The 22,917-nt window shown below is 37.9% G+C and carries 18 protein-coding genes and 1 tRNA gene; 13 read left to right on the top strand and 6 right to left on the bottom strand.

Annotated features, from left to right (window positions below; genetic code table 11):
- Positions 1–116: 116 nt before the first annotated feature.
- Positions 117–1,304 carry an ammonium transporter gene (locus tag AC5YDM_RS03425; protein ID WP_496150730.1) on the top strand — a complete coding sequence of 396 codons (1,188 nt, stop codon included), beginning with the start codon at positions 117–119 and terminating at the stop codon, positions 1,302–1,304.
- 218 nt (positions 1,305–1,522) lie between these two features.
- Here AC5YDM_RS03425 and AC5YDM_RS03420 read toward each other — a convergent pair whose 3' ends face one another.
- Together AC5YDM_RS03420 and AC5YDM_RS03415 are read right to left on the bottom strand one after the other, a co-directional pair.
- Positions 1,523–2,284 (bottom strand): HAD family hydrolase, encoded by a 762-nt coding sequence (locus AC5YDM_RS03420; RefSeq protein ID WP_496150729.1) that lies wholly within the window; start codon positions 2,282–2,284, stop codon positions 1,523–1,525.
- Between the two features lie 245 nt (positions 2,285–2,529).
- Positions 2,530–3,852 carry an MFS transporter gene (locus AC5YDM_RS03415; protein ID WP_496150728.1) on the bottom strand — a complete coding sequence of 441 codons (1,323 nt, stop codon included), beginning with the start codon at positions 3,850–3,852 and terminating at the stop codon, positions 2,530–2,532.
- Between the two features lie 147 nt (positions 3,853–3,999).
- Here AC5YDM_RS03415 and AC5YDM_RS03410 point away from each other — a divergent pair, with 147 nt between their 5' ends.
- The 5 genes from AC5YDM_RS03410 (at position 4,000) to putP (ending at position 9,114) form a co-directional block, all read left to right on the top strand.
- Positions 4,000–4,629, top strand: coding sequence for a lysophospholipid acyltransferase family protein (locus AC5YDM_RS03410; protein WP_496150727.1), 630 nt, complete (start codon positions 4,000–4,002; stop codon positions 4,627–4,629).
- 352 nt (positions 4,630–4,981) lie between these two features.
- The gene (locus tag AC5YDM_RS03405; RefSeq protein WP_496150726.1) at positions 4,982–5,908 is read left to right on the top strand and encodes a patatin-like phospholipase family protein; all 927 of its coding nucleotides are present in this window, start codon (positions 4,982–4,984) and stop codon (positions 5,906–5,908) included.
- A 169-nt stretch (positions 5,909–6,077) separates the two neighbouring features.
- The gene (locus tag AC5YDM_RS03400) at positions 6,078–6,548 is read left to right on the top strand and encodes an NfeD family protein (RefSeq protein WP_496150725.1); all 471 of its coding nucleotides are present in this window, start codon (positions 6,078–6,080) and stop codon (positions 6,546–6,548) included.
- A 31-nt stretch (positions 6,549–6,579) separates the two neighbouring features.
- Entirely contained in the window at positions 6,580–7,431 is an 852-nt protein-coding gene (locus tag AC5YDM_RS03395; RefSeq protein WP_496150724.1) for an SPFH domain-containing protein, read from the top strand.
- A 189-nt stretch (positions 7,432–7,620) separates the two neighbouring features.
- Complete coding sequence (gene putP, locus AC5YDM_RS03390) at positions 7,621–9,114, top strand: sodium/proline symporter PutP (protein ID WP_496150723.1); 1,494 nt, start codon at positions 7,621–7,623, stop codon at positions 9,112–9,114.
- 129 nt (positions 9,115–9,243) lie between these two features.
- Here the strand turns inward: putP and AC5YDM_RS03385 are convergent, their stop codons facing one another.
- The 3 genes from AC5YDM_RS03385 to prpF form a co-directional block, all read right to left on the bottom strand.
- Complete coding sequence (locus AC5YDM_RS03385) at positions 9,244–10,155, bottom strand: polyprenyl synthetase family protein (protein WP_496150722.1); 912 nt, start codon at positions 10,153–10,155, stop codon at positions 9,244–9,246.
- Between the two features lie 253 nt (positions 10,156–10,408).
- Positions 10,409–11,356 (bottom strand): sensor domain-containing diguanylate cyclase, encoded by a 948-nt coding sequence (locus AC5YDM_RS03380; RefSeq protein ID WP_496150721.1) that lies wholly within the window; start codon positions 11,354–11,356, stop codon positions 10,409–10,411.
- Positions 11,357–11,687: 331 nt separating this feature from the next.
- Positions 11,688–12,875 (bottom strand): 2-methylaconitate cis-trans isomerase PrpF, encoded by a 1,188-nt coding sequence (gene prpF, locus AC5YDM_RS03375; RefSeq protein ID WP_496150720.1) that lies wholly within the window; start codon positions 12,873–12,875, stop codon positions 11,688–11,690.
- 301 nt (positions 12,876–13,176) lie between these two features.
- Between prpF and AC5YDM_RS03370 the strand changes: the two genes are divergently transcribed.
- From AC5YDM_RS03370 to AC5YDM_RS03345, 6 genes are all read left to right on the top strand, one after another.
- Positions 13,177–14,529, top strand: a complete 1,353-nt coding sequence (locus AC5YDM_RS03370; RefSeq protein ID WP_496150719.1) for an amino acid permease — start codon at positions 13,177–13,179, stop codon at positions 14,527–14,529.
- A 110-nt stretch (positions 14,530–14,639) separates the two neighbouring features.
- Positions 14,640–14,712: transfer RNA gene (locus AC5YDM_RS03365), tRNA-Arg, on the top strand.
- A 236-nt stretch (positions 14,713–14,948) separates the two neighbouring features.
- The gene (locus AC5YDM_RS03360) at positions 14,949–16,097 is read left to right on the top strand and encodes an OmpP1/FadL family transporter (RefSeq protein WP_496150718.1); all 1,149 of its coding nucleotides are present in this window, start codon (positions 14,949–14,951) and stop codon (positions 16,095–16,097) included.
- Between the two features lie 373 nt (positions 16,098–16,470).
- Positions 16,471–17,688 carry an OmpP1/FadL family transporter gene (locus AC5YDM_RS03355; RefSeq protein WP_496150717.1) on the top strand — a complete coding sequence of 406 codons (1,218 nt, stop codon included), beginning with the start codon at positions 16,471–16,473 and terminating at the stop codon, positions 17,686–17,688.
- A 287-nt stretch (positions 17,689–17,975) separates the two neighbouring features.
- Positions 17,976–19,154 carry an OmpP1/FadL family transporter gene (locus AC5YDM_RS03350; protein WP_496150716.1) on the top strand — a complete coding sequence of 393 codons (1,179 nt, stop codon included), beginning with the start codon at positions 17,976–17,978 and terminating at the stop codon, positions 19,152–19,154.
- Positions 19,155–19,836: 682 nt separating this feature from the next.
- Complete coding sequence (locus tag AC5YDM_RS03345; protein ID WP_496150715.1) at positions 19,837–21,210, top strand: outer membrane protein transport protein; 1,374 nt, start codon at positions 19,837–19,839, stop codon at positions 21,208–21,210.
- An 80-nt stretch (positions 21,211–21,290) separates the two neighbouring features.
- Here AC5YDM_RS03345 and thrH read toward each other — a convergent pair whose 3' ends face one another.
- Complete coding sequence (gene thrH / locus AC5YDM_RS03340; protein WP_496150714.1) at positions 21,291–21,908, bottom strand: bifunctional phosphoserine phosphatase/homoserine phosphotransferase ThrH; 618 nt, start codon at positions 21,906–21,908, stop codon at positions 21,291–21,293.
- 202 nt (positions 21,909–22,110) lie between these two features.
- Here thrH and AC5YDM_RS03335 point away from each other — a divergent pair, with 202 nt between their 5' ends.
- Complete coding sequence (locus AC5YDM_RS03335; protein WP_496150713.1) at positions 22,111–22,845, top strand: phosphoadenylyl-sulfate reductase; 735 nt, start codon at positions 22,111–22,113, stop codon at positions 22,843–22,845.
- Positions 22,846–22,917 lie beyond the last annotated feature (72 nt).

The raw sequence follows: 22,917 nt of genomic DNA, 5'->3' as shown, positions 1-22,917 counted from the left end.
CTTGGTTATTTTTATGGTTTCTTAATCAATATTTCCCACATAGCAAAGTCTTTTCGCTACAAAATGAGTCGTTATACTGCTAAAAATTAAAAGCTTAAGCACCATAAGAAATCACTATGCAAAACACCGATCTACTCTTTCTCCTTTTGGGTGCAATTCTTGTTCTTGCGATGCACGCAGGTTTTGCGTTTTTAGAACTCGGCACTGTACGCCATAAAAACCAAGTCAATGCATTGAGTAAAATCTTGACTGACTTTTCAATTTCGGCCGTGGCGTATTTTTTTATTGGTTATTACATTTCCTACGGCGAACATTTCTTTCATAGCAGTACGGTACTTGCCGAAGAACATGGCTATAACCTGATGCGCTGTTTCTTTTTATTGACCTTTGCAGCTGCTATTCCTGCCATTATTTCTGGAGGCATCGCTGAACGTGCAAAGATGCGCTCGCAAGCAATTGCGACCTTATTTTTAGTGGCTTTGATCTATCCATTTTTTGAAGGTATGGTGTGGAACGGTAATTTCGGACTGCAAAAATGGTTAGAGAATTCATTTGGTGCAAGCTTTCATGACTTTGCAGGATCAGTCGTTGTACATGCGATGGGAGGCTGGATTGCTTTGGCTGCTGTACTTTTACTTGGCCCTCGTTATGGACGCTACAAAAAAGATGGTCGAGTCAGTGCTCATCCACCCTCTTCAATTCCATTCTTAGCCTTAGGTTCTTGGATTTTGATCGTGGGTTGGTTTGGTTTTAACGTGATGAGTGCTCAACGTCTTGATGCTATTTCAGGTTTGGTTGCGATGAATTCTCTCATGGCAATGGTGGGTGGGACAATTGCTGCGAATTTCTTTGGTAAAGAAGATCCAGGTTTCTTACACAATGGTCCACTGGCAGGTTTAGTGGCAATTTGTGCAGGGTCAGATATCGTGCATCCACTTGGCGCTTTTGTGATTGGTGCAATCGCGGGATTGATCTTTGTGAAATTCTTCACCTATACGCAAAACAAACTCAAAGTGGATGATGTATTAGGCGTATGGCCTCTTCACGGTATTTGTGGTGCTTTTGGTGGTATTGCTGTGGGTTTATTTGGTCAACAATGGCTCGGTGGATTAGGTGGAGTTTCGCTGATTTCGCAATTGATTGGTACGAGCCTCGCTATTCTCGTGGCATTGATCGGTGGATTTATCATATATGGCGCACTCAAAGCGACTATGGGTATTCGTTTAAGCCAAGAACAAGAATATTTAGGTGCAGATATTTCTGTACATAAAATTTCAGCCAACTCTGATGAAGCGATTTTTTAATCCATTAAAAATTCTGTATAAAAAAATCCTGATCGTGATCAGGATTTTTTTATCTGTGACATTCAAACATTGTTTTTAAACATAATGCGTATTTTACAACGACCACTGATTTCCATTTGATACAGTTCAATTGATACAGTTCAATCAATATTGCTCAAGTTAATCCTATTTCAATCATGTAGTTTGATTTTCTAAAGATCAATTTTTTCATTTAAAACCTAAACCAAAAACTGCATCACTTCATGCAAATGCTGAATGGTTTTAGGCTGTATTGAAGAGTCGTAGTGTTGCTTTGGTTGCAATGAATCTATAGGTTTCACTAAATCTATTTTCTCTAATAAATCAGTAGAATGAAAACCTTCCAGTAAAAGCGCACGCAGTCCAGCTGAAGTCGCTCCTGCATAATCATTGATGGGATGATCACCGATATACAAACTCTGCTGAGGATCAACCTGAATCTTTTGGCAACTATGAAGAAAAATTTCAGCTTTGGGTTTCGAGATCCCTACCGATTCTGAACTAAATACTTCATCGAAATAATCAAGAAAACCCAAACCTTCTAATATCTTAAGTCGCGTTGCATTACCGCCATTGGAGATCACCGCCAACTTGTAATTCTGATGTTTTAACTGATGTAATAATGCTTCAGCGCCCTGCATTGCGACCGCAGATAAGCCAAATTGTTCAAACCAAAACTCAGTCAGCTTTTCCAGTTGAGGTGGATTATGCCAAGGTAATGCGTCAATCAAGGCATATGCAACCGAAGCTGCAATACTTGGGTGCGTTAAATATTCTTTTTTGGGATAACCGCCATTATCAATACGGCGAATAATTTCAATGGTTTGGTTAAATTCTATTAAATCAGAACTGATCAAATCTGATCGAAACTCATTGAGTAAAAATTGACTATAGGCTTGCACGCTTAAATCACGGTGAGTCAGTGTATTGTCTAGGTCGAACAGAACCGCTTGTATACTCATTATTTTCTACATTCCATATTTTCTACATTCAATTTCAAGACTCACCGTTTAAATCCTTTTTATGTAGATGCTTTGCATTTAAATATGTGCTATTTCACTAATCAATTTAATTAACCAATTTCTCTAATCATTGTCCTGTTGATTTGGATTAAAGCTTAGCAGTCATGTCTTGGCTCACAAATTCGAATTTATGCTGTGTAATGCCAATTTTTACATAAAGGTTTTAGTTTACTTAATCGTTCAGCTCAATGGGATTCAGCCTTCACGAGTTTTGACCAGTAGAAAATCGGAATCAGCATCAATATGCCGATCAGAGTAATCGTCATTAAATAGTGCTGATAACCTAACCAATCTCCCGCCACACCACTTAGGGTATATAACGCACCTGCCACCATCGCCATCAGTGAGACTTGAAAGGTGAAATCCGTTCCCGCATGTTCTTTTCGACTATATTGCATCACTAAAGTCAGAATAATCACCAACAACATCGATGAAAACATATCTTCCAAAGCATTGATGAGATAAATCATCCACGGTTGAATCTGTGCCTTTTGGGTATGTAAAGTTGCTAACCATGCAAAACCTGCCAAACTTACTAGCTTTAAAACTGAAAATAAAATAAATGCTTTTTCACGACTCATTACACGTAGGCATAAACTTGCGACGCCTGCTCCTAATAATGCTGCAAATGCCCCAAGAATCGTAATATAGATGCCAATTTGTGAAAGGCTTAAACCTAAATCCACCAATAACGGTTTAATGATCGGGCCAGACAATCCATCAGTGATCTTGATGCAACACAACACGGCAAACCATGCCAACATCACTTTGGTACTCAGAAAATAACTCAGGTAGTTTTTTATGTTTTTGAAAATAGCCGTTTGAGTTGATTGTGTCGTATTGTTTTGGCTACGATTTGAATCAATTGCCACTTCTTCTAAATGAACGCTGTTCACATCAGGAGACAAACTAATACTCTTTCGCTGATGTTGAGGTTCGCGATAAAACAGAATAGGAAGTGTATTGAGTAAAACAATCGCCGCAAGAATTAAAAAGGTACTTTGCCAGTTGAGCCAATCCAGTGCCCACAGGATCGCGCCTCCCCCTACGATAAAACCAAGTCGAGAACCAATGACTTGAAACATATTTCCAATATGTTGTTGCTCACCTTTTAAAATACTCACTGCCAAACCATCGGTCGCAATATCTTGAGTTGCGCCCACAGTATTCATCAGTAATAAGGTAATAAAAAATGCTAATAAATAAGTTGGATGATTTAACGATTCAATCGGAATAAAGGACAGCAGAATTAAAATGCTAATGGTTAAAATTTGAGTGGGAATAATCCAAGAACGATAATGTCCAAAGCCTGACGAACCAAACTTATCCACCCACGGCGCCCACAATACTTTAATCGCCCACGGCGCCATCAGTAAGCCAAAACCACCAATATGAGTAAGCGAAACACCTTGTGCCCTTAAGATCACAGGCAACGCATGGGTCATGAACCCAACAGGTAAACCTTGTGCCCAATACAATGAAAAAAGGAGTAAATAAACCTGAGGCATTTTGAGCATCATTATAATTTTGACCTAAGCAAGAAGGCTTCCATACAGTTGCCAATCATGATACAAAAATGGATATATTTTATTTTGCCAATGTAGCAAAGTATTAATATTGAGAAAATAGCTTTACTTGCGAAGAACATCCGAATAATGAACAATAAATTTCCGCAATTGCCTGATCAAGCACCACATCGCGGCTCTAAATTGAGTCGCCAAATATTTAGACGTCTTTATCTTTCGCAAGGTTGGTGCTTTGAAGGTGAATTCCCCAATTTCCCCAAAGCAGTTGCCATTATTTCCCCACACACTTCTAATTATGATGGCTTATATGCCTTTTTAGCCATGCTCGGTTTGGGTATTAAAGTGACTATATTTGGTAAAGACACCCTATTTAAAACACCACTGAAAGGTTTGTTCAAATGGATGGGGGTTATTCCAGTTCAACGCGACTCTCCCCATGGATTAACCCAACAAATTATCAATAAAATTCACCAAGAAGATAAAATTTGGGTGGCTATGGCACCTGAAGGTACACGTAAAAATGCCGATCACATTCGTAGTGGTTTTTATCACATTGCCCTTGGTGCTCACATCCCTATCGTGATGTTTGCATTTGACTATGATCACAAAGTCATTCGTTGTATTGGTATCTTAAAACCTACAGGCGATTACGATGCAGATTTAGAGAAAATATTGGCAACGTATCAAGGTCAGTTTTCTCCTAAAAATATGCAACGTTTAGCTAAACCATTAAAAGCATTACTTAATAAAGACCATTAAGACTCATTCGATTATCATTAAATCTTCGAATGATAGCATTAGATTGCCAATTAAAGCGCTGAAGCATATATCGGGGCATCAGAAAATAAAAAGTAGAACAAAACATGATTAAGCGTGGATTGAACATTTTTGTAACGATGTCTAAATGGCGCTAGAAAATCACGGCACAATCTGTTCATATATTCAGCAAAATTTAACACAACTTTAGATCACCTTACATGCCAAACTCTCCTTCCTTTTAGTCGTATGAATCTTAAAATAGAAAACTTAAAATTCTATTGAGATGAGACTGCAATAAAAGGCTTGGTGATGAAAGTGTGTTCTTGAAACTTCATTTAGCAAAAGCCAATTCATGAAAAACTCAATTTTAAAACATGCCACACTACTTAGCCTTGTTACATTGGCGTTGAGTGGTTGTGACAAAAATACCAAAACACCTACTCAAACTACGTCAGTTCAAGCACGTGAACCTGTGATTGCACTCGCATTAGGGGGTGGCGGTGCCAAAGGTTTTGCCCACATTGGGGTGATTAAAGTACTTGAATCACACGGCATTAAACCGAAGATTGTGACAGGAACCAGTGCAGGAAGTTTCGTTGGCAGTATCTATGCTAGTGGTAAAACTCCATTTCAGTTACAACAAATCGCATTTAGTTTAAAAGAATCAGATATCCGTGATTTAACCTTAAATCGTCAAGGTGTGGTACTGGGTCAAAAACTTCAAGACTATGTCAACCGACAAATTGCCAATAAACCTATTGAACAATTTCCTATACGTTTTGCAGCTGTTGCAACACGTTTAGACAATGGTAAGCGTGCAGACTTTATTAAAGGTAATGCAGGTCAAGCGGTTCGGGCATCTTGTAGTATTCCTAATGTTTTTGTTCCAGCAACTATTGGTGGAACAAAATATGTCGATGGCGGATTAGTCAGTCCTATTCCAGTGCAAACCGCTAAAGATATGGGTGCTGACATCGTGATTGCAATCGATATTTCCGCACGTCCGGTTGGAGACAAGCCACTCAGCATGTTTGGGCTACTCGATCAAACTATTAACATTATGGGTCAACAAAGTATCAATAGTGAATTAAATAAAGCCAATATCGTGATTCAACCTCAAGTGGGGCATTTAGGTACTCTAGATTTAAAAGCAAGTAATGAAGCCATTCTTCAAGGTGAAAAATCTGCACAATTGAAAATCAAATCCATTGATGCGGCAATTGCTAACTTCAAGAAATCACCTGCGGCTTTTAAACCTGCTCCACGTCCACGAATCTAGCATTGCAATTTTCTAAATGTTTTTTTGCATTTAGAATTTTAATTAAAAACTGAAAAGCAAATTGGGTATATGACCGAATTTGCTTTTTTTATATTCAGCATTGGTTAACTCTGTTACATTGTTCAAGATATGAATCATCTATATCAACGATAAACATAAGGGTTGATTTATGAATTTTATTTTCGAACCATGGCATTGGTTTGTATTGGGTATTTTACTCATTTTGTCCGAATTGCTATTACCAGCTTTTGCCGCACTTTGGTTTGGCATCGCAGCAATCGTGGTCAGTTTATTGTTTTGGCTGTTTCCAAGTATGAGTTTCACCGCCCAAATGGTCAGTTGGATCGTTCTTTCAATCGCGTGCACCGTATTTTGGTTTAAATATATTAAACCGCTTTCGATTGATCGCACCAAAGCAGGTTTATCTCGTGAAGCGACCATTGGACAAACAGGCATGGTGATTCTCAATTTGGAACACGACATGGTCAAAGTGCGTTTCCAAATGCCTTTACTCGGTTCAGATGAATGGGATTGCCGAACAACTGCGCCTGTGAATATTGGTGATCGCGTTCGAGTCACGGATATCTTAGGCAATCAGCTTGTGGTTCAACCCCACAACAATGCCGCATCACCTTTATAAACATTAAAATCAAGATCAACGAGGAACAGCAATGTCTGGTTCAATTATTGTTTTAGCTATTTTGGCATTTGTCGGAATTACCATTTTCAAAGGCGTGCGTATCGTACCGCAAGGTTATAACTGGATTGTGCAACGTTTAGGTAAATACCGTACCACGCTTAACCCAGGTTTAAACTTTGTTATCCCTTACGTCGATGAAGTTTCATATAAAGTCACCACCAAAGATATTGTTTTAGATATTCCTTCTCAAGAAGTGATTACCCGTGACAATGCGGTATTGGTCATGAATGCTGTTGCCTATATCAATATTACTGCACCAGTAAAAGCAGTCTACGGGATTGAAAACTATACGTGGGCAATCCAAAACTTAGTACAAACATCTCTACGTTCAATCGTCGGTGAAATGGATTTGGATGATGCATTATCATCTCGTGATCATATCAAAGCGAAACTTAAAGCTGCGATTTCAGATGACATTTCTGATTGGGGTATTACGCTTAAAACCGTTGAAATTCAAGATATTCAACCATCAGGAACCATGCAATCTGCAATGGAAGCGCAAGCAGCAGCTGAACGTCAACGTCGTGCAACCGTGACACGTGCAGATGGTGAAAAACAAGCGGCTATTTTAGAAGCCGAAGGTCGTTTAGAAGCATCTCGTCGTGATGCAGAAGCTCAAGTGGTACTAGCTGAAGCTTCTGAGAAAGCCATTAACATGGTCACAAATGCCGTAGGTGATAAAGAAATCCCTGTTGCTTACCTTTTGGGTGAGCAATATGTCAAAGCAATGCAGGATATGGCTAAATCAAATAATGCCAAAACTGTGGTATTGCCTGCAGACATCATGAATACCATTCGTGGTGTAATGGGACGTAATAACTAATCTCAAATGTCGTAAAATTTAGCAAAATGAAAAGGTAGCGAATACGCTGCCTTTTTTATTTCTTAGATTGGCATTTGTACTGATCAAGTCTCTGAAATAATCAGCATTTTTCTTCATTTTATGTTTAAATTTCGCCTTCGTTTTAGATTTGTACTTTAAATCTATAATCTACCCTAATATGGATATCGTATGAGCGCCCTAGATCCCACTCTAATAACATTTCTATTTTATATCGTCGCCATGGTTGTGATCGGTCTTATCGCTTATCGTGCAACCACGAATTTTTCAGACTATATTTTAGGCGGGCGCCGTTTAGGCAGTTTCGTAACCGCACTTTCTGCTGGTGCTTCAGACATGAGCGGATGGTTGCTCATGGGCTTACCAGGTGCAATTTATTTGTCTGGTCTTTCTGAAATGTGGATTGCGATCGGCTTGATCATTGGTGCTTGGCTCAACTGGCTATTGGTCGCTGGACGTCTCCGTGTTCATACTGAAGTTCAAAATAATGCATTAACGCTCCCAGACTATTTTTCAAATCGCTTTGATGATCAAAAGAAAGTCTTGCGCATTGTATCTGCATTCGTAATTTTAATTTTCTTCGCGATTTACTGTGCTTCAGGCATGGTGGCTGGTGCTCGACTCTTTGAAAGCATGTTCGATATGTCATATAGCACTGCCCTTTGGATCAGTGCACTTGCAACCATCAGTTATGTATTTATCGGTGGTTTCTTGGCCGTGTCTTGGACGGATACCATCCAAGCTGGACTGATGATTTTTGCCTTATTACTTACGCCAATCGTGACGATTTTCAGTTTCTCTGATATGACTCAAGTCACACTTGCTTTAGAAGCTGCACGTCCTCAAGCCATGAACGTGATAGGTGATCTCAGTACGGTCGCTATTCTATCCTTACTTGCATGGGGTTTAGGCTATTTTGGTCAGCCACATATTCTTGTACGCTTCATGGCTGCAGATTCAGTTAAATCTATTCCAAATGCACGCCGTATTGGTATGACTTGGATGATTTTGTGTTTAGGCGGTGCTGTCGCTGCTGGTTTCTTCGGTATTGCATTCTTTGAGCAGAACCCACAATTCGCTGCAGTGGTTAACGCAAACCCTGAAACTGTCTTCATGGAATTGACTAAAATCCTATTCAATCCATGGATTGCAGGTATTGTTCTTGCTGCAATTTTAGCAGCCGTGATGAGTACGCTCAGTTGCCAACTTTTAGTCTGTTCAAGCACCCTAACAGAAGACTTCTATAAATCATTTATCCGCAAATCTGCATCACAAAATGAGTTGGTTTGGATTGGTCGTTTAATGGTATTGCTCATCGCTCTTCTTGCGATTGCTCTTGCTTCAAACCCAGAGTCTAAAGTTCTTGGTTTAGTGGCGTATGCATGGGCTGGTTTTGGTGCTGCATTTGGGCCACTGATCATTCTTTCATTATTCTGGAAACGCATGACATTTAACGGCGCTTTATACGGCATGATCGTGGGTGCTGTGATGGTGATCCTTTGGAAAAATGTTTGGGGTGATAGAGGTGTTTACGAAATCATTCCTGGATTTATCTGCTCATTGGTGACAATCATTGTGGTGAGCTTGATGGGTAAAGCCCCTTCTACTCAAATCACAGCACGTTTTGACGAAGCTGATCGTATTTATAAAGAAGCAACTAAATAATTCGAGTCTAAATTTTATTGAATAAGATACTGATTCAAATCAAATAGGCAAATAAAAAAGAGGATCAAATGATCGTCTTTTTTATTATCAGCAATTAAAAAAAACTTCGTTTGTTACCTGATAATAAGATTAATTTTTACGTGACAATAAGAACTGTGAAATTTGTTCAAGCTCTTGAGCTTCTCCAGCAAAATACGCTAAGGCTGCGAAGGCTTGATCATGTAATTCTTGGGCATACTTTTTAGCTTCATCTAAACCCATTAAAGCAGGATAAGTCGATTTTTCAACTTGCTCATCTTTGCCTGCTGTTTTACCTAAAGTTTCAGTATCAGAAATAACATCTAAAATATCGTCTTGAACTTGAAATGCTAAACCAATCGCTTGACCAAATTTACGCAATTGGGGAATGGCAGGATCTACCCCTTCGAAGAAAGTCACAGCAGACATCATGATCGCAGCTTGGATCAAAGCCCCTGTCTTATTCCGATGAATATTCTCAAGTGTTTCTTGATCAACAGATTTCCCTTCAGACTGAATATCCAAAACCTGTCCGCAAACCATTTTTGAACTCGAGGTTGCTAGAATCTGCATTTGCTTCAATACAATTTGAGCGTCAACACTGTGTTGCGTATCAAACAAGCGACTGCCCAATACTTCAAAAGCCATAGATTGTAAGATATCACCTGCGAGTAAAGCCGTATCTTCACCATAACTGACATGACAAGTCGGTTGACCACGACGCAGTAAATCATTGTCCATACATGGCAAATCATCATGTGCCAGTGAATAACAATGAATCAGTTCAACAGCAACCGCAGCACGACGAACCCCCGCGAAATTTGGATTATTGGGTTTTAATTGAGAAGTCGCATAACACAAAGCTGGACGTACTCTTTTCCCACCTAACATCACTGCATGATGAACCGCACTTTTAAGCGGTTCTGGCATTGAAAAAGCATCTAATGCGGTGACTAAGTCTTGCTGAATCTGCTGTTGAGCTTGCTTTAAAATTTCAGTATTCACGTTAGGTATAGATGTCACTGTTGCCTCGAACTTTCAAGTGGTGCAGTCTATATAGACTTCATGTCAATCAATGGGCATATTCTACATTGAAACGGGCATCTACTCACCCTGTTGTCACTCTCCAATCATGATTCATCTCAATTAAATGAATATCGATTGAGATAAATAAAAATCAATCAGATCAAACTCAACAGATTTTAATTAATATTGATTTAAAAATCTGTTGAGTACGGAAAAAATTTATTTTCGTTGAACATGTCTTGAAGCTCCATCATTCCAAGACAAAGATTGAGTTTTTACCTTGTTCCTTGGCTTGATTCACCGCGATCTCTAACTGTTGCATAATATCAATCTCTGCAAAGTTATCATTGACCCGCGGATGATAGATTCCGATGGTAACCCCAAGGATTTCATCAGTAATCTCATCGAAGCGTATTTGCTCTTTACTAATTTTCTGCCTTAAACGCTCTGCAACAGTCAATACTTTCCAAGGGGTTGATTGCTCAAGAACGATAATGAAACTTGCTGAATTCAAACGATACAATTGCGCATTGTCCTGATCAATTTCCTCAGAGAATAACTCACCCAAATGATTTAAAATTTCATCACCTATGCTATAACTATTCAACTGATTGAATTTTTTGAAGTCTTCAATATCAATTTTAACAAAAGAAAATTTCTCTCGATTGCCATCAATAAAGTGTTCCGCAAGATATTCCTCAAGCGCAATTTTATTTTTTAGCCCTGTGGTCTGATCAATATATAAATAATCATGCAACTTTTTATTATTCTGAATCAGTACACGTTCACGTCTTTTTAACCGCGTTACATCTGTACATACCACGATAATTGATTCAATCGCTCTATCGGCAGTTCTCAATGCTCTAAAATTTAAGATATAGAAATGACCTTTAGAATAAAATTCATTTTCAATCTGCTCTAAATACAGCTCTTTATTAAATTTAACAACTGCATCGTTATAAAGAGCATAAACAACCGTAGAAAATTCATTTAGTTTTTTGCCAAACATATACAGCGCATCGCTTTCATAAATATCAGCGAATAGTTGATTTAAGCCAAGTACTGTTGATTCATCATCAAATATAGCAATCGGTACAGGTAATTTTGAGATGAAAGAGACCAACTCTAATTTACCCATCGTTTTTAGAGTATCGAGAAAAATAGAATTACTTGTTTCATAATGTTCTGTAGAAGTCATCTTTCACCTCATTCTTAATAATTATTAATTAATGAACTTGGTATCTACTCTTCAAAGAATCAATCTTTCTTTAAAAGAATATTGCACAATCACTATTATTATATGCTGTTTATATAAAATATATCATGTTGATTGCTGGTGAAAAAACGAGCTTTTTGTAATTTAAACGCAACAAAAAAACTTTAAATTAAAAAGGTAAAATTATCATAAAATACTTAATCTTCGTCCCTTGCATAAAACCTATAGCTTTGAATCATTAATCTTTACTTAATGATAAAAAAGACTAGATTTATTGGCTCATAAATTTAGTCTTAGTCATTCAAAGTTTCTTTTAGAAACTATCAGCCGGTACTCTCACCCAACCTTCCATTAGGACGCGTGCACTACGACTCATGATGGCTTTCTTGACTTGCCATTGTTCATTCTCGAATGTTGCTTGAGCACCTACGCGTAAAGTTCCTGATGGATGACCAAATCGGACTGCTTCGCGTTCACCACCACCAGCAGCGATATTCACTAAAGTTCCTGGAATGGCTGCTGCAGTCCCAATCGCAACAGCAGCAGTACCCATCATCGCATGATGGAGTTTCCCCATAGACAATGCTCTGACCAATAAATCCACATCTGAATTATTTACAGCTTTACCACTTGAAGAAACATAGGTCTTTGGAGGAGCAACAAATGCAATTTTAGGGGTATGTTGACGTTGCTCTGCTTCAGAAATGTCACTAATCAATCCCATTTTGACTGCACCATAGGCACGAATTTTTTCAAACTTTGCCAAAGCCACAGGATCAGCATTGATATCATCTTGTAATTCAGCACCTGTATAGCCAATATCTGATGCATTTAAGAAAATAGTTGGAATTCCAGCATTGATGAATGTCGCTTTAAAATTGCCAATATCAGGAACATCTAATTGATCGACGACATTTCCTGTTGGGAACATTGCACCACCGTCCTCTCCATCATCTGCAGGATCTAGAAATTCAATTTGAACTTCTGCCGCAGGGAAAGTAACTCCATCTAACTCAAAGTCACCCGTTTCCTGTACTTCGCCATTGGTGATCGGGACATGAGCAATGATGGTTTTTTGAATATTTTTTTGCCAAATACGAACCGTACATAAACCATTTTCAGGAATACGACTTGCATCGACTAATCCATTTGAGATTGCAAATGAACCTACAGCAGCAGTCAAATTACCGCAGTTTCCACTCCAATCTACAAAGGCTTTATCTATCGAAACCTGTCCAAATAAATAGTCCACATCATGCTCAGGAACTTGGCTTTTTTCTAAAAGCACTGTTTTACTGGTACTTGATGTTGCTGCTCCCATACCATCAATTTGCTTACCATAAGGATCAGGGCTACCAATCACACGAAGTAAAAGCTGATCTCTCGCTGAACCTGCTGTTTGAGCTCGCTCAGGCAAATCGCTCACTTTGAAGAAAACACCTTTACTCGTACCACCACGCATATAGGTTGCAGGGATTCTAATTTGTGCTGGGAAGCTCATTATTTTTAATCCTTCGGTTATTTTAAACCATATTTATTTGATCTTAAGTCTTTATATACTGCTGAAAAACTGTGCATCACACTACAGGACTTAAGTATAAAAATCTTGTAATACAAAATAAATGACTTCATTATCTATTTTTAAAATAACATCATCATAAAATTAAATGATTGTTTTATATTTAATTTTTATATTTATCCAAATATTAAAAATTTATGAGTTCAGCAGTACATCAGATTTACTAGGCTAAAAGAAATCAATCTATTACAATGATTTAAAATCACTCGGCGAGCTGAATAAATTGGATAACAATTCTTCTCAACTTCAGCGCGGCCTCAAAAATCGTCATATTCAATTGATTGCCATGGGTGGCGCAATTGGTACTGGTTTATTTTTAGGATCTGCGCAAGTCATACAGTCTGCAGGCCCATCAATTATCTTAGGATATGCAATTGGTGGTCTCATCGCATTTCTCATCATGCGTCAACTCGGGGAAATGATTGTTCATGAACCTGTTGCAGGTTCTTTTAGCCACTTTGCAAATCGCTATTGGGGTAAATTCCCTGGCTTCTTGGCAGGTTGGAATTATTGGATCCTTTATATTCTCGTAGCAATGACAGAGCTCACTGCCGTCGCGAAGTATATTAACTACTGGTGGCCTCATATCCCTGCTTGGGCATCTGTACTGACCTTCTTTATTATTATTACCTTAGTCAACTTAGGTAATGTGAAATTCTACGGTGAATCAGAATTTTGGCTATCAATCATCAAGGTGACTGCAGTCGTTGCAATGATTGTGTTTGGTCTATTCTTGCTTTTCACTGCAGGTGAAGACTCTACAGCATCATTTAGCAACTTATGGGCGCATGGGGGTTTCTTCCCAAATGGTTTTGAAGGCTTGTTCTTCATGCTTGCTTTCCTCATGTTTGCATTTGGTGGTATTGAACTCATCGGCATGGCGGCTGCAGAAGCTGAAAATCCAGAGAAAACGATTCCCAAAGCCATTAATCAAGTGGTTTTCCGAATCCTTATTTTCTATGTCGGTTCTTTGACGATTCTTTTATCTTTAGTGCCATGGAACCAGCTTGATCTAGGTGGCTTAGATAAGAGTCCATTCGTAATGATCTTTAGTCAGCTTGGTATCAACTGGGCAGCTCACCTACTCAACTTTATTATTTTGACTGCAGCACTTTCTGTTTATAACAGTGGTATGTATGCAAATAGCCGTATGTTGTTTGGTTTAGCAAAACAAGGCAATGCGCCGAAAATTTTTGAAAAAACCAATAAAGCCGGCGTACCTATTCCAGCGGTATTGTTCTCTGCATTACTCATCTTCGGATGTGTATTACTGAACTACTTTGTTCCAGAAGATGCTTTAGGACATTTGATTTACATCGTAGTTGGCGCACTCGTCTTGAACTGGGCAATGATTACTCTGACACATTTGAAATTTAAACAAGCAATGAAAAAGACAGGTGAAATCACTAAATTCCCTGCTCTTTGGACACCTTTAGGTAACTTCATTGTTCTAGCATTCATTGCAGTCGTACTTTTTATCATGTGGACTCAAGGCTTTAAAGAGTCTGTGATTATGATTCCTGTGTGGATCGTGATTATGATGATTCTGTATAAAAGTTTAAATAGCAGTAAATAATCAGTAGATCTAGGGCATTAAAATTTAATGCCCTTTTTATCAACAATATATCGTAAACTTTTTTAAATGATTGCATTAAAATAAAGTTCATATAAATATTCACACTCAATGCGCTTTTAGCTTAACTGGATAGAGCAGTTGCCTCCTAAGTGACCGGCGTGGGTTCGAGTCCCGCAAAGCGCAGACCTCAAAAAAAAAATAAAACTACTTCACATAACTATTCAATCATTGACCTTTTTTCTCATTTATTTCGTCAGTTTTGTCATATTTATTTGTTGCATCTCTCGATCTTTATGCTATGTTGAAATTAAGAGTGAAAAATAACCAATAAATAAAATATGCTTATTTTCCACTTCAAAGCTAAGTAAAAAAATAGCTCAAAAATCATAATATTTTTAAATTATCTAAGGATAGATAAAATGAAATTAAAAGCCATCAGTTCTTCTGTATTACTCGCTCTATTACCTGTTTCTGGTGTCTATGCCGCTGCAATGGATCGTTCGGGACAGTCAATCAGTGCATTCCTACAACCTAACAACTATTTTGAGGCGGGGATTTCAGTTTTAGATCCATCTGTGTCGGGCAAAAGTCGTTTTGGAAATATTAGTGATATGGGGGATGACTACTACTTTCCTACTGCAGCGTTAAAGCTTCAACCTACTGAAAAGTTTTCTTTTGGTCTACTCTATGATCAACCCTTTGGTGCTGATGCTTCGTATAGCGATGGGCGAGTTGAAGCTACCGGTGCACCGCTAGCAGGTACAAATGTTGAAGTTAACTCACAGAATTTAACCGTACTTGTTGGTTTCCAACCAAATGAAAATATCAACATCTACGGTGGTGGTGCTTACCAAGAAGTTAAGGGGGATCTTGCTTTAACAAGTTTGCAATATACCGCAACCTTCAAAAAAGATAGTGGGACTGGTTGGATTGCTGGAGCTGCATTCCAAATCCCTGATATTGCTCTCAAAGCATCCTTAACTTATCGTTCTGAAATTGATCATGAACTTGAAACAGTTGAAGGTGGAGCAGCAGTTGCTTCAATACCAGGTGCATCTAAAGATACTAAACTTACGACACCACAATCTGTAAACCTAGATTTTCAAACTGGAATCATGGCAAATACTGTTGCTTTTGCAAATGTACGCTGGGTAGAGTGGAGTTCCTTAGATATTGATGTTTCAAAGTTTAGAACATTTACCAGATTGCACCCACAATTAAGCCTTCTAAATGGTGGCCAAGGTGCAAATATTATTGAATACTCTAAAGATCAGTGGTCTGCAAACGTAGGTGTTGGTCGAAAATTTAATGATCAATGGGCTGGTAATTTCTCAGTCGGTTGGGACTCTGGTGCTGGTAACCCAGTAACTGCACTAGGACCAACAGAAGGCTATTGGAACGTAGGTCTAGGTGCTCAGTTTAGTCCAACTCCTGCAACATTCATTGCTGGTGGAGTTAAATATTTCATGCTCGGTGATGCTGATGCTCAAACTGCTAAAGTTCCTGTTGGTAAGTTTGAAGACAATGATGCCTTAGCATATGGTCTAAAAATCGGTTATAAATTCTAAATACATAACTAAATCATTGAAAAAGAGCGCATATGCGCTCTTTTTTTGAACTATTAAGTTCAAAAAATACCAATTGAATATAAATCACTCAATATAAAAAGTAATTTAAATAATTACAAGTTAAGAAAATCTTAACATTATTTCATTAAATATCATTAATTTACGAATATTTCTTAAAAATATCATAATTATTAAATTTTGATTAAACTCAAAAAGAGTAAATACTCTATTTTTCTAGAGTATTTACTCTTTTTTTTTATGTGCTATTTTGTTCTCACAAGTAACTTTAGATTTCAGTTTTGTAACCATACTGAACGCAAATCAAAGCAAAAACTAAAAGTTCAATTCGTTAGAATGTTAGGGAAAGATTCAAATGAAATTAAAAACATTAACAACTGCCATCTTATTATCGTTACCTACGGCTGGAGCTTTTGCAGCTGCATTAGACCGTTCAGGACAATCTATTTCTGCATTTTTGCAACCAGATAACTATTTTGAAGCAGGGATTTCTATTTTAGATCCAGACGTTTCTGGTACAACCAGAACTGGTGAAAAAACAGATGACATGGCAGGAGATTATTACTTCCCCACTGCTGCACTCAAAATTCAAGCAACTGATCAAATTTCAGTAGGTTTACTCTATGACCAACCTTTTGGTGCTGATGCTGAATATACTAAAACTGCAGCATTTACAAATCAGCATCAAGGTAACACAAAAGTTGAGGTGGACACTCAAAACTTATCTTTATTGGTAGGATTTCAACCTTCAGAAAATTGGAATCTATACGGTGGTGCTGTCTACCAAACTGTAAAAGGTAATGTTGCATTGCGCGGATCGGCTTATAGCGTCTTTGGTGGAGTACATCCAATAGCGGGAGCTTTACCAGCTTCAAATCTACCTGCATATGATGCTAAAATTAAAGAAACGGATGGTTATGGCTGGCTAGCAGGCTTTGCATATCAAATTCCAGATATCGCTCTTAAAGCATCTTTAACTTATCGTTCAGAAATAGATCATAAAGTCAACATAACTGAAACTGTCCCGCCGCTTACAGCTTATACTGATGCAAAAACTACTATAACAACTCCACAATCTGTAAACTTAGATTTACAGACTGGTATTATGGCTGATACAGTTGCATTTGCTAACTTACGCTGGGTGAATTGGAAAGATTTTTCCATCCGCCCTCAAAAATTTGGTCAATTAAGCCAATCATCAACTGTCACAGCTGTTACAAAGCAGCCTGCTGGTTTCGATTTAGTTGCTTATGAAGATGATCAAATTTCTGCAACAGTGGGGGTTGGTCGTAAGTTTAATGACCTATGGGCAGGCAATGTGTCTTTAGGTTGGGACTCAGGTGCGGGTGATCCAGTTACAACGCTTGGTCCAACAGAAGGTTATTGGAACGTTGGTCTTGGTCTCCAATACAGCCCAACACCAGCAACCTTTATTGCTGGCGGAGTAAAATACTTCATGTTAGGTGATGCTAAAGCTCAGTCTGGTGCACAATTCGGTACAGATGCATATGTAGCTGAGTTTGAAGATAATGATGCTTGGGCTTATGGTTTAAAAATTGGTTATAAATTCTAAAATAAGCCATAAAAGAAAAAGACTGCATATGCAGTCTTTTTTATTTTCTATACAATTGTAAATTATTTGTATAATTATAAAACAAACAATCCTTTAAAATTGATAAACTCTTCATTCTTATAATTCATTTTTAAATCATTAACATAGAAAACATATAGCCTATAAAGCAAACAAATTATAGTTACATTATAGTTCCCAACAAAAAACTGAGTATTTACTCTTTTTTTTATTGTGTTATTTTTCACACACTTTTTTTTGCCATTTTGGCTTTCAGGGATCGAATATTCATGAAATTATCTCTTATTAGCACTACTATTCTACTCTCCACTCTTCCAACCAGTCTTGTATTTGCAGCAGGCTTAGATCGTTCTGGTCAGTCAATTTCTGCTTTTTTACAGAGTGGAAATTATGCTGAAGCCGGTATTTCGGTTTTAGATCCAACCGTCAAAGGTCAAGATTACGATGCTAACGCTGTGGGCGATATGGGAGATGATTATTACTTTCCTTCAGCAGCCATTAAAGTTCAAGCCACCGATAAGATTTCTTTAGGTCTCCTTTATGATCAACCTTTTGGAGCAGATGCAAGTTATCAAGCAGATGGATCCAACTTTGCTACGGCAAATGAAGGTACTCAAGTTAAAGTCCGTACTCATAACTTAAGCGCTTTAATTGGTTATCAGCCGACAGAACATTGGAATATTTATGCAGGTCCAGTATGGCAAACGGTTGAAGCTGATATTTCCTTAAAAGGAAAAGCCTACAGTAAATCCAATGGTGCAACGCTCAGTGGCTATCATATTGATGTTGATCAAGAAGAAGCCTATGGTTGGATGGCAGGTTTTGCCTATCAAATTCCTGAGATTGCCTTAAAAGCTGCTGTGACATATCGCTCTGAAATTAAACACAAAGCATTTGCAGAAGAAAGCTCAAATCTTTATATCCCGGCAGGATATGTAGGCAATGCTTTACCAATCGATCTACGTGAAGTCAACAGTCCTGTCAATGCAATCACCCCTCAATCTGTCAATGTAGATTTACAAACCGGTATTGCTAGCAATACTTTGGCGTTCGCCAATATGCGGTGGGTGCACTGGGACAACTTTGTCGTGAGTCCATCGCTGTTATCCCACACGCTTATTAATCAAAATTTAATCGATTATTCAAAAGATCAATATTCTGCGACTGTGGGCATTGGACATAAATTCAATTCAAAATGGTCAGGCACAACAACCGTTGGCTATGATTCAGGTGCAGGTAACCCAGTCACAACATTGGGTCCGACTGAAGGTTTTTGGAGTGTAGGCTTGGGCGGTCAATATAGTCCAACTGAGCATACATTTATTCAAGCCGGTGTGAAATACTTCTGGCTTGGAGATGCAACAGCACAAACAGGTGGCGCGCCAAAGGCTGAATTTGAAGATAGCACGGCTATGGGTTATGGCTTAAAAATTGGTTACCGGTTCTAAGTTTCAAATATAAAAAAGGATGCTTAAGTATCCTTTTTTATATTTTCATGAAACATACTTACAAGAATACAAATTTAATTGTTAGATTGACCCCATAAATTCATAGTAAAAAACAAGTAAATTAAATATCTATATATGGTTTACTTGGTAATGGAACGAAACTCCAAACTCCTATTTTTAATCAAGAAAAAATGTTTTAAATTTCCTTAATAGCCATACTTTATTTAATTATTTTAAACAGAATTTATTCAACAAGAAATTTCTTATAAGCATTATCAATTTTTATAAGTGTAAAAATCGATGTATTTTTTTAGAATATAGCCCTAAATAAATAAGAATTTTGAATCAAATCATCGTTAAAATTATTTTATAAATCATTTACTTTTTAAATTTTGATCAAAAAAAGAACAGTCGAGTTAAAAATATTATATTCTCAAATGCTATTAAGAATTTTAAATTAATTTATATATTTCAACAAATTATTTTAAAAAAAATAAAAATAACGATATTACTAGTTGTGTCGATAGCTTTTTTTTTAAAAAAACTGTCTTTTAGAGTCTTTACTCTTTTTTTTGTTCTGTTAGTTTTATGTTTGTGGTATGAAAAAAAATGTAATACATATCACCTTTTACATAACAGAAAGATTCTAGTTATTAGTAACAAAGAATGGACTATCATTAAGATGAAATTAAAAATATTAAGTACTGCAATTTTATTATCAAGCTTGCCAATTTCTGGAGCATTTGCTGCTGCTCTTGATCGTTCTGGTCAATCGATTCAAGCTTTTCTACAACCAGATAATTACTTTGAAGCAGGCATTTCTGTACTAGATGCTGAAGTTACTGGTAAAGTCAGAGAAGGTTGGACGCCAGCGAATCAGTCTCGTGGTCAAATTGGCGGAACTGACATTTCGGATATGGCTGAAAGCTATCAGTTTTATAATGCTGCTCTAAAAGTACAAATGACCGACAACCTTTCGTTCGGTTTAATTTACGACCAGCCATTTGGTGCTAAAGCTGAATACTCAACAAAAGATAAAACGCATACTGGCGGTCCAAGTAACGCATCACCTAACCCTTCAACTGCACATGCTTCTATCCGTAATTCAGGTGCATTCCATGATGGAACTGAAGGTACGAACGTTGATGTGGATACGCAAAACTTATCTTTAATCTTTGGTTTTCAACCAAACAAAAACATCAATGTTTATGCTGGCGGTGTTTATCAAACAGTTAAAGGTCAGGTGAGCTTGCGTGGTAGTGCATACGGCCCATTCGGTTCTGGTCTGTGTGCTGGTGAAGTTTTATGTGGACGCCCTACAAATGCTGATGGTAAAGTTTCACCTTATGATGCAAAAATTAGTGAAGATTCTGCAGTAGGTTGGTTAGCAGGTTTTTCATATCAAATTCCAGAAATCGCATTAAAAGCGTCTATCACTTACCGTTCTGAAATTGATCACAAAACAAATGTTGATGAAAACATTGGTGGCATCAAAATTTTTACAACGACTGTGTTCGATAACAAGGAATTCACTGAAGGCTCAACTAAAATCACAACGCCTCAGTCTGTTAATTTAGATTTCCAAACTGGGATCATGGCAAATACGGTCGCTTTTGCTCAATTACGTTGGGTAGATTGGTCTAATTTCTCAATCAAACCGCATAAATTTGGTCAAGTTGCAGACCGTTTAGCTGCTGCAGATCTTGTTCAAAACAAGTTTGCATTAGTTGCATATGAAGATGATCAAATTTCAGCAAACGTCGGTGTTGGTCGTAAATTCAATGACCAATGGGCTGGTACTGTAATGGTTGGTTGGGACTCAGGTGCGGGTAATCCTGTTTCTACTCTTGGTCCAACTGAGGGCTATTGGAGTGTTGGCTTAGGTGGTCAATTCTCTCCTACTCCACAATCATTCATCCAAGCTGGTGTTAAATACTTCTGGTTAGGTGATGCTAAAGCACAAGTTGCTTCTGACTTTGGTACATCAGAATATGTAGCAGATTTTGATGACAACAATGCTATCGGTTATAGCTTGAAAATTGGTTACCGTTTCTAATTCATTTTGATGGGGTCAAAATGGGTTAAACGAAAAAAAGGGCATCTTCGGATGCCCTTTTTTATCGCTTAAATATTAAATTAAGCCGGAATATCACGTACCGAAGCATTGCGAATAGCTTCTTTGAGTGCCGCATAACCATGAATTGGTGGGAACTGTGGGAACTCCGCAATCACATTTTCAGGCGCATCAAACAAGAAACCTGCGTCTGCTTCACCGAGCATCGTGGTGTCGTTATATGAATCCCCTGCTGCGATGACACGGAAATTCAAACCATGCAAAGCTTGCACCGCTTTACGTTTTTGATCAGGTTGACGCAGTTTATACGCTGAAATCATGCCATTTTCATCTGTCTCTAACTTATGACAGAAAATTGTCGGCCAACCCAATTGCTTCATTAAAGGATGTGCAAACTCATAGAAGGTGTCAGATAAAATGATCAATTGAAAATGAGTACTTACCCACTCTACAAACTCTTTTGCCCCTGGGAAAGGTCCCATGTCTGCAATCACAGCTTGAATATCATTTAAGCCCAAACCATGCTCTTGCAGAATGTTCAGACGTTGAGTCATCAAGACGTCATAATCTGGAATATCACGAGTCGTTGCTTCTAGCTCCTTAATCCCTGTTTTCTTTGCAAAGTTAATCCAAATTTCAGGAACCAAAACGCCTTCTAGATCTAGACATACAACTTCCATGAACCATCCCTCTTTAACACGTTGATAAAATTTTGACTTATCATAACCGAAGATTTTTGAAATGCATTGTTCTTTTTTAAATCTATTTTTTTCATAAGCTTTTATTTTTTAGTGATAAGTTGAATTTAAGATTTACCTTAAAATCTACATGAAATAAATTAATATAGGTTTAGATGTTTCCAAGCCTATAGCCAGGACACCCATGACCACAATTCCAACGATTGACCTTGTAGATGCGCTTGCATCTGAATATGCCAATAAATCTCCCAACGAAATTTTAGAACTAGCTCTTAGCCAAGAGGGTGAAATTGCCATTTCATTTTCAGGTGCTGAAGATGTGGTTCTCATTGATATGGCACACAACTCAGGAAAGCCTTATCGTGTATTTAGTTTAGACACAGGTCGTCTTCATCCAGAAACGTATCAATTTCTAGACACAGTTCGTAAGCACTACAATATTAAAATTGAATTTTGCTTTCCTGAATCTGAAGCGGTTCAAAACCTTGTCAATGAAAAGGGGTTATTCAGCTTTTATCAAGATGACCACAAAGAATGTTGTGGTATTCGTAAAGTTCAACCGCTTCGCAAAAAACTAGCAACTTTAGATGGTTGGATTACGGGGCAACGTAAAGATCAAAGCCCAGGGACACGCACTGAGATTCCAGTGATTCAACATGATGTTGGATTCTCAGGCGAAGGTAAAAATTTGCTCAAATATAATCCACTGGCCAATTGGAGCAGCAGTGACGTTTGGAACTATATTCGCTTAATGGAAATTCCATATAATCCATTACATGAACGTGGTTTCACCTCAATTGGCTGTGAACCATGTACGCGTGCCGTCTTACCTAATCAGCACGAACGTGAAGGTCGCTGGTGGTGGGAAGAAGCAACACACAAAGAATGCGGACTCCATGCTGGAAACTTAAAGAAATAGAAACAAAGCCACTTTTATAAGTGGCTTTTTATACCCGATATTCATTATTTTCTTGGCAATTCATACATAAAA

This window comes from Acinetobacter sp. CY81, assembly GCF_059515925.1.
The sequence above is the reverse complement of the archived record's forward strand: the minus strand, read 5'-3'. Positions and strand labels throughout refer to the sequence as shown.

Bases quoted from the DNA above. Each gene is read 5' to 3' on its own strand.
- AC5YDM_RS03405 (WP_496150726.1), top strand. From the start codon at position 4,982: ATGAAAAACTCAATTTTAAAACATGCCACACTACTTAGCCTTGTTACA.
- AC5YDM_RS03425 (WP_496150730.1), top strand. From the start codon at position 117: ATGCAAAACACCGATCTACTCTTTCTCCTTTTGGGTGCAATTCTTGTT.
- AC5YDM_RS03380 (WP_496150721.1), bottom strand. From the start codon at position 11,356: ATGACTTCTACAGAACATTATGAAACAAGTAATTCTATTTTTCTCGAT.
- thrH (WP_496150714.1), bottom strand. From the start codon at position 21,908: ATGGAAGTTGTATGTCTAGATCTAGAAGGCGTTTTGGTTCCTGAAATT.
- putP (WP_496150723.1), top strand. From the start codon at position 7,621: ATGAGCGCCCTAGATCCCACTCTAATAACATTTCTATTTTATATCGTC.
- AC5YDM_RS03350 (WP_496150716.1), top strand. From the start codon at position 17,976: ATGAAATTATCTCTTATTAGCACTACTATTCTACTCTCCACTCTTCCA.
- AC5YDM_RS03345 (WP_496150715.1), top strand. From the start codon at position 19,837: ATGAAATTAAAAATATTAAGTACTGCAATTTTATTATCAAGCTTGCCA.
- AC5YDM_RS03415 (WP_496150728.1), bottom strand. From the start codon at position 3,852: ATGCCTCAGGTTTATTTACTCCTTTTTTCATTGTATTGGGCACAAGGT.
- AC5YDM_RS03395 (WP_496150724.1), top strand. From the start codon at position 6,580: ATGTCTGGTTCAATTATTGTTTTAGCTATTTTGGCATTTGTCGGAATT.
- AC5YDM_RS03410 (WP_496150727.1), top strand. From the start codon at position 4,000: ATGAACAATAAATTTCCGCAATTGCCTGATCAAGCACCACATCGCGGC.
- AC5YDM_RS03360 (WP_496150718.1), top strand. From the start codon at position 14,949: ATGAAATTAAAAGCCATCAGTTCTTCTGTATTACTCGCTCTATTACCT.
- AC5YDM_RS03420 (WP_496150729.1), bottom strand. From the start codon at position 2,284: ATGAGTATACAAGCGGTTCTGTTCGACCTAGACAATACACTGACTCAC.
- prpF (WP_496150720.1), bottom strand. From the start codon at position 12,875: ATGAGCTTCCCAGCACAAATTAGAATCCCTGCAACCTATATGCGTGGT.
- AC5YDM_RS03355 (WP_496150717.1), top strand. From the start codon at position 16,471: ATGAAATTAAAAACATTAACAACTGCCATCTTATTATCGTTACCTACG.
- AC5YDM_RS03335 (WP_496150713.1), top strand. From the start codon at position 22,111: ATGACCACAATTCCAACGATTGACCTTGTAGATGCGCTTGCATCTGAA.
- AC5YDM_RS03400 (WP_496150725.1), top strand. From the start codon at position 6,078: ATGAATTTTATTTTCGAACCATGGCATTGGTTTGTATTGGGTATTTTA.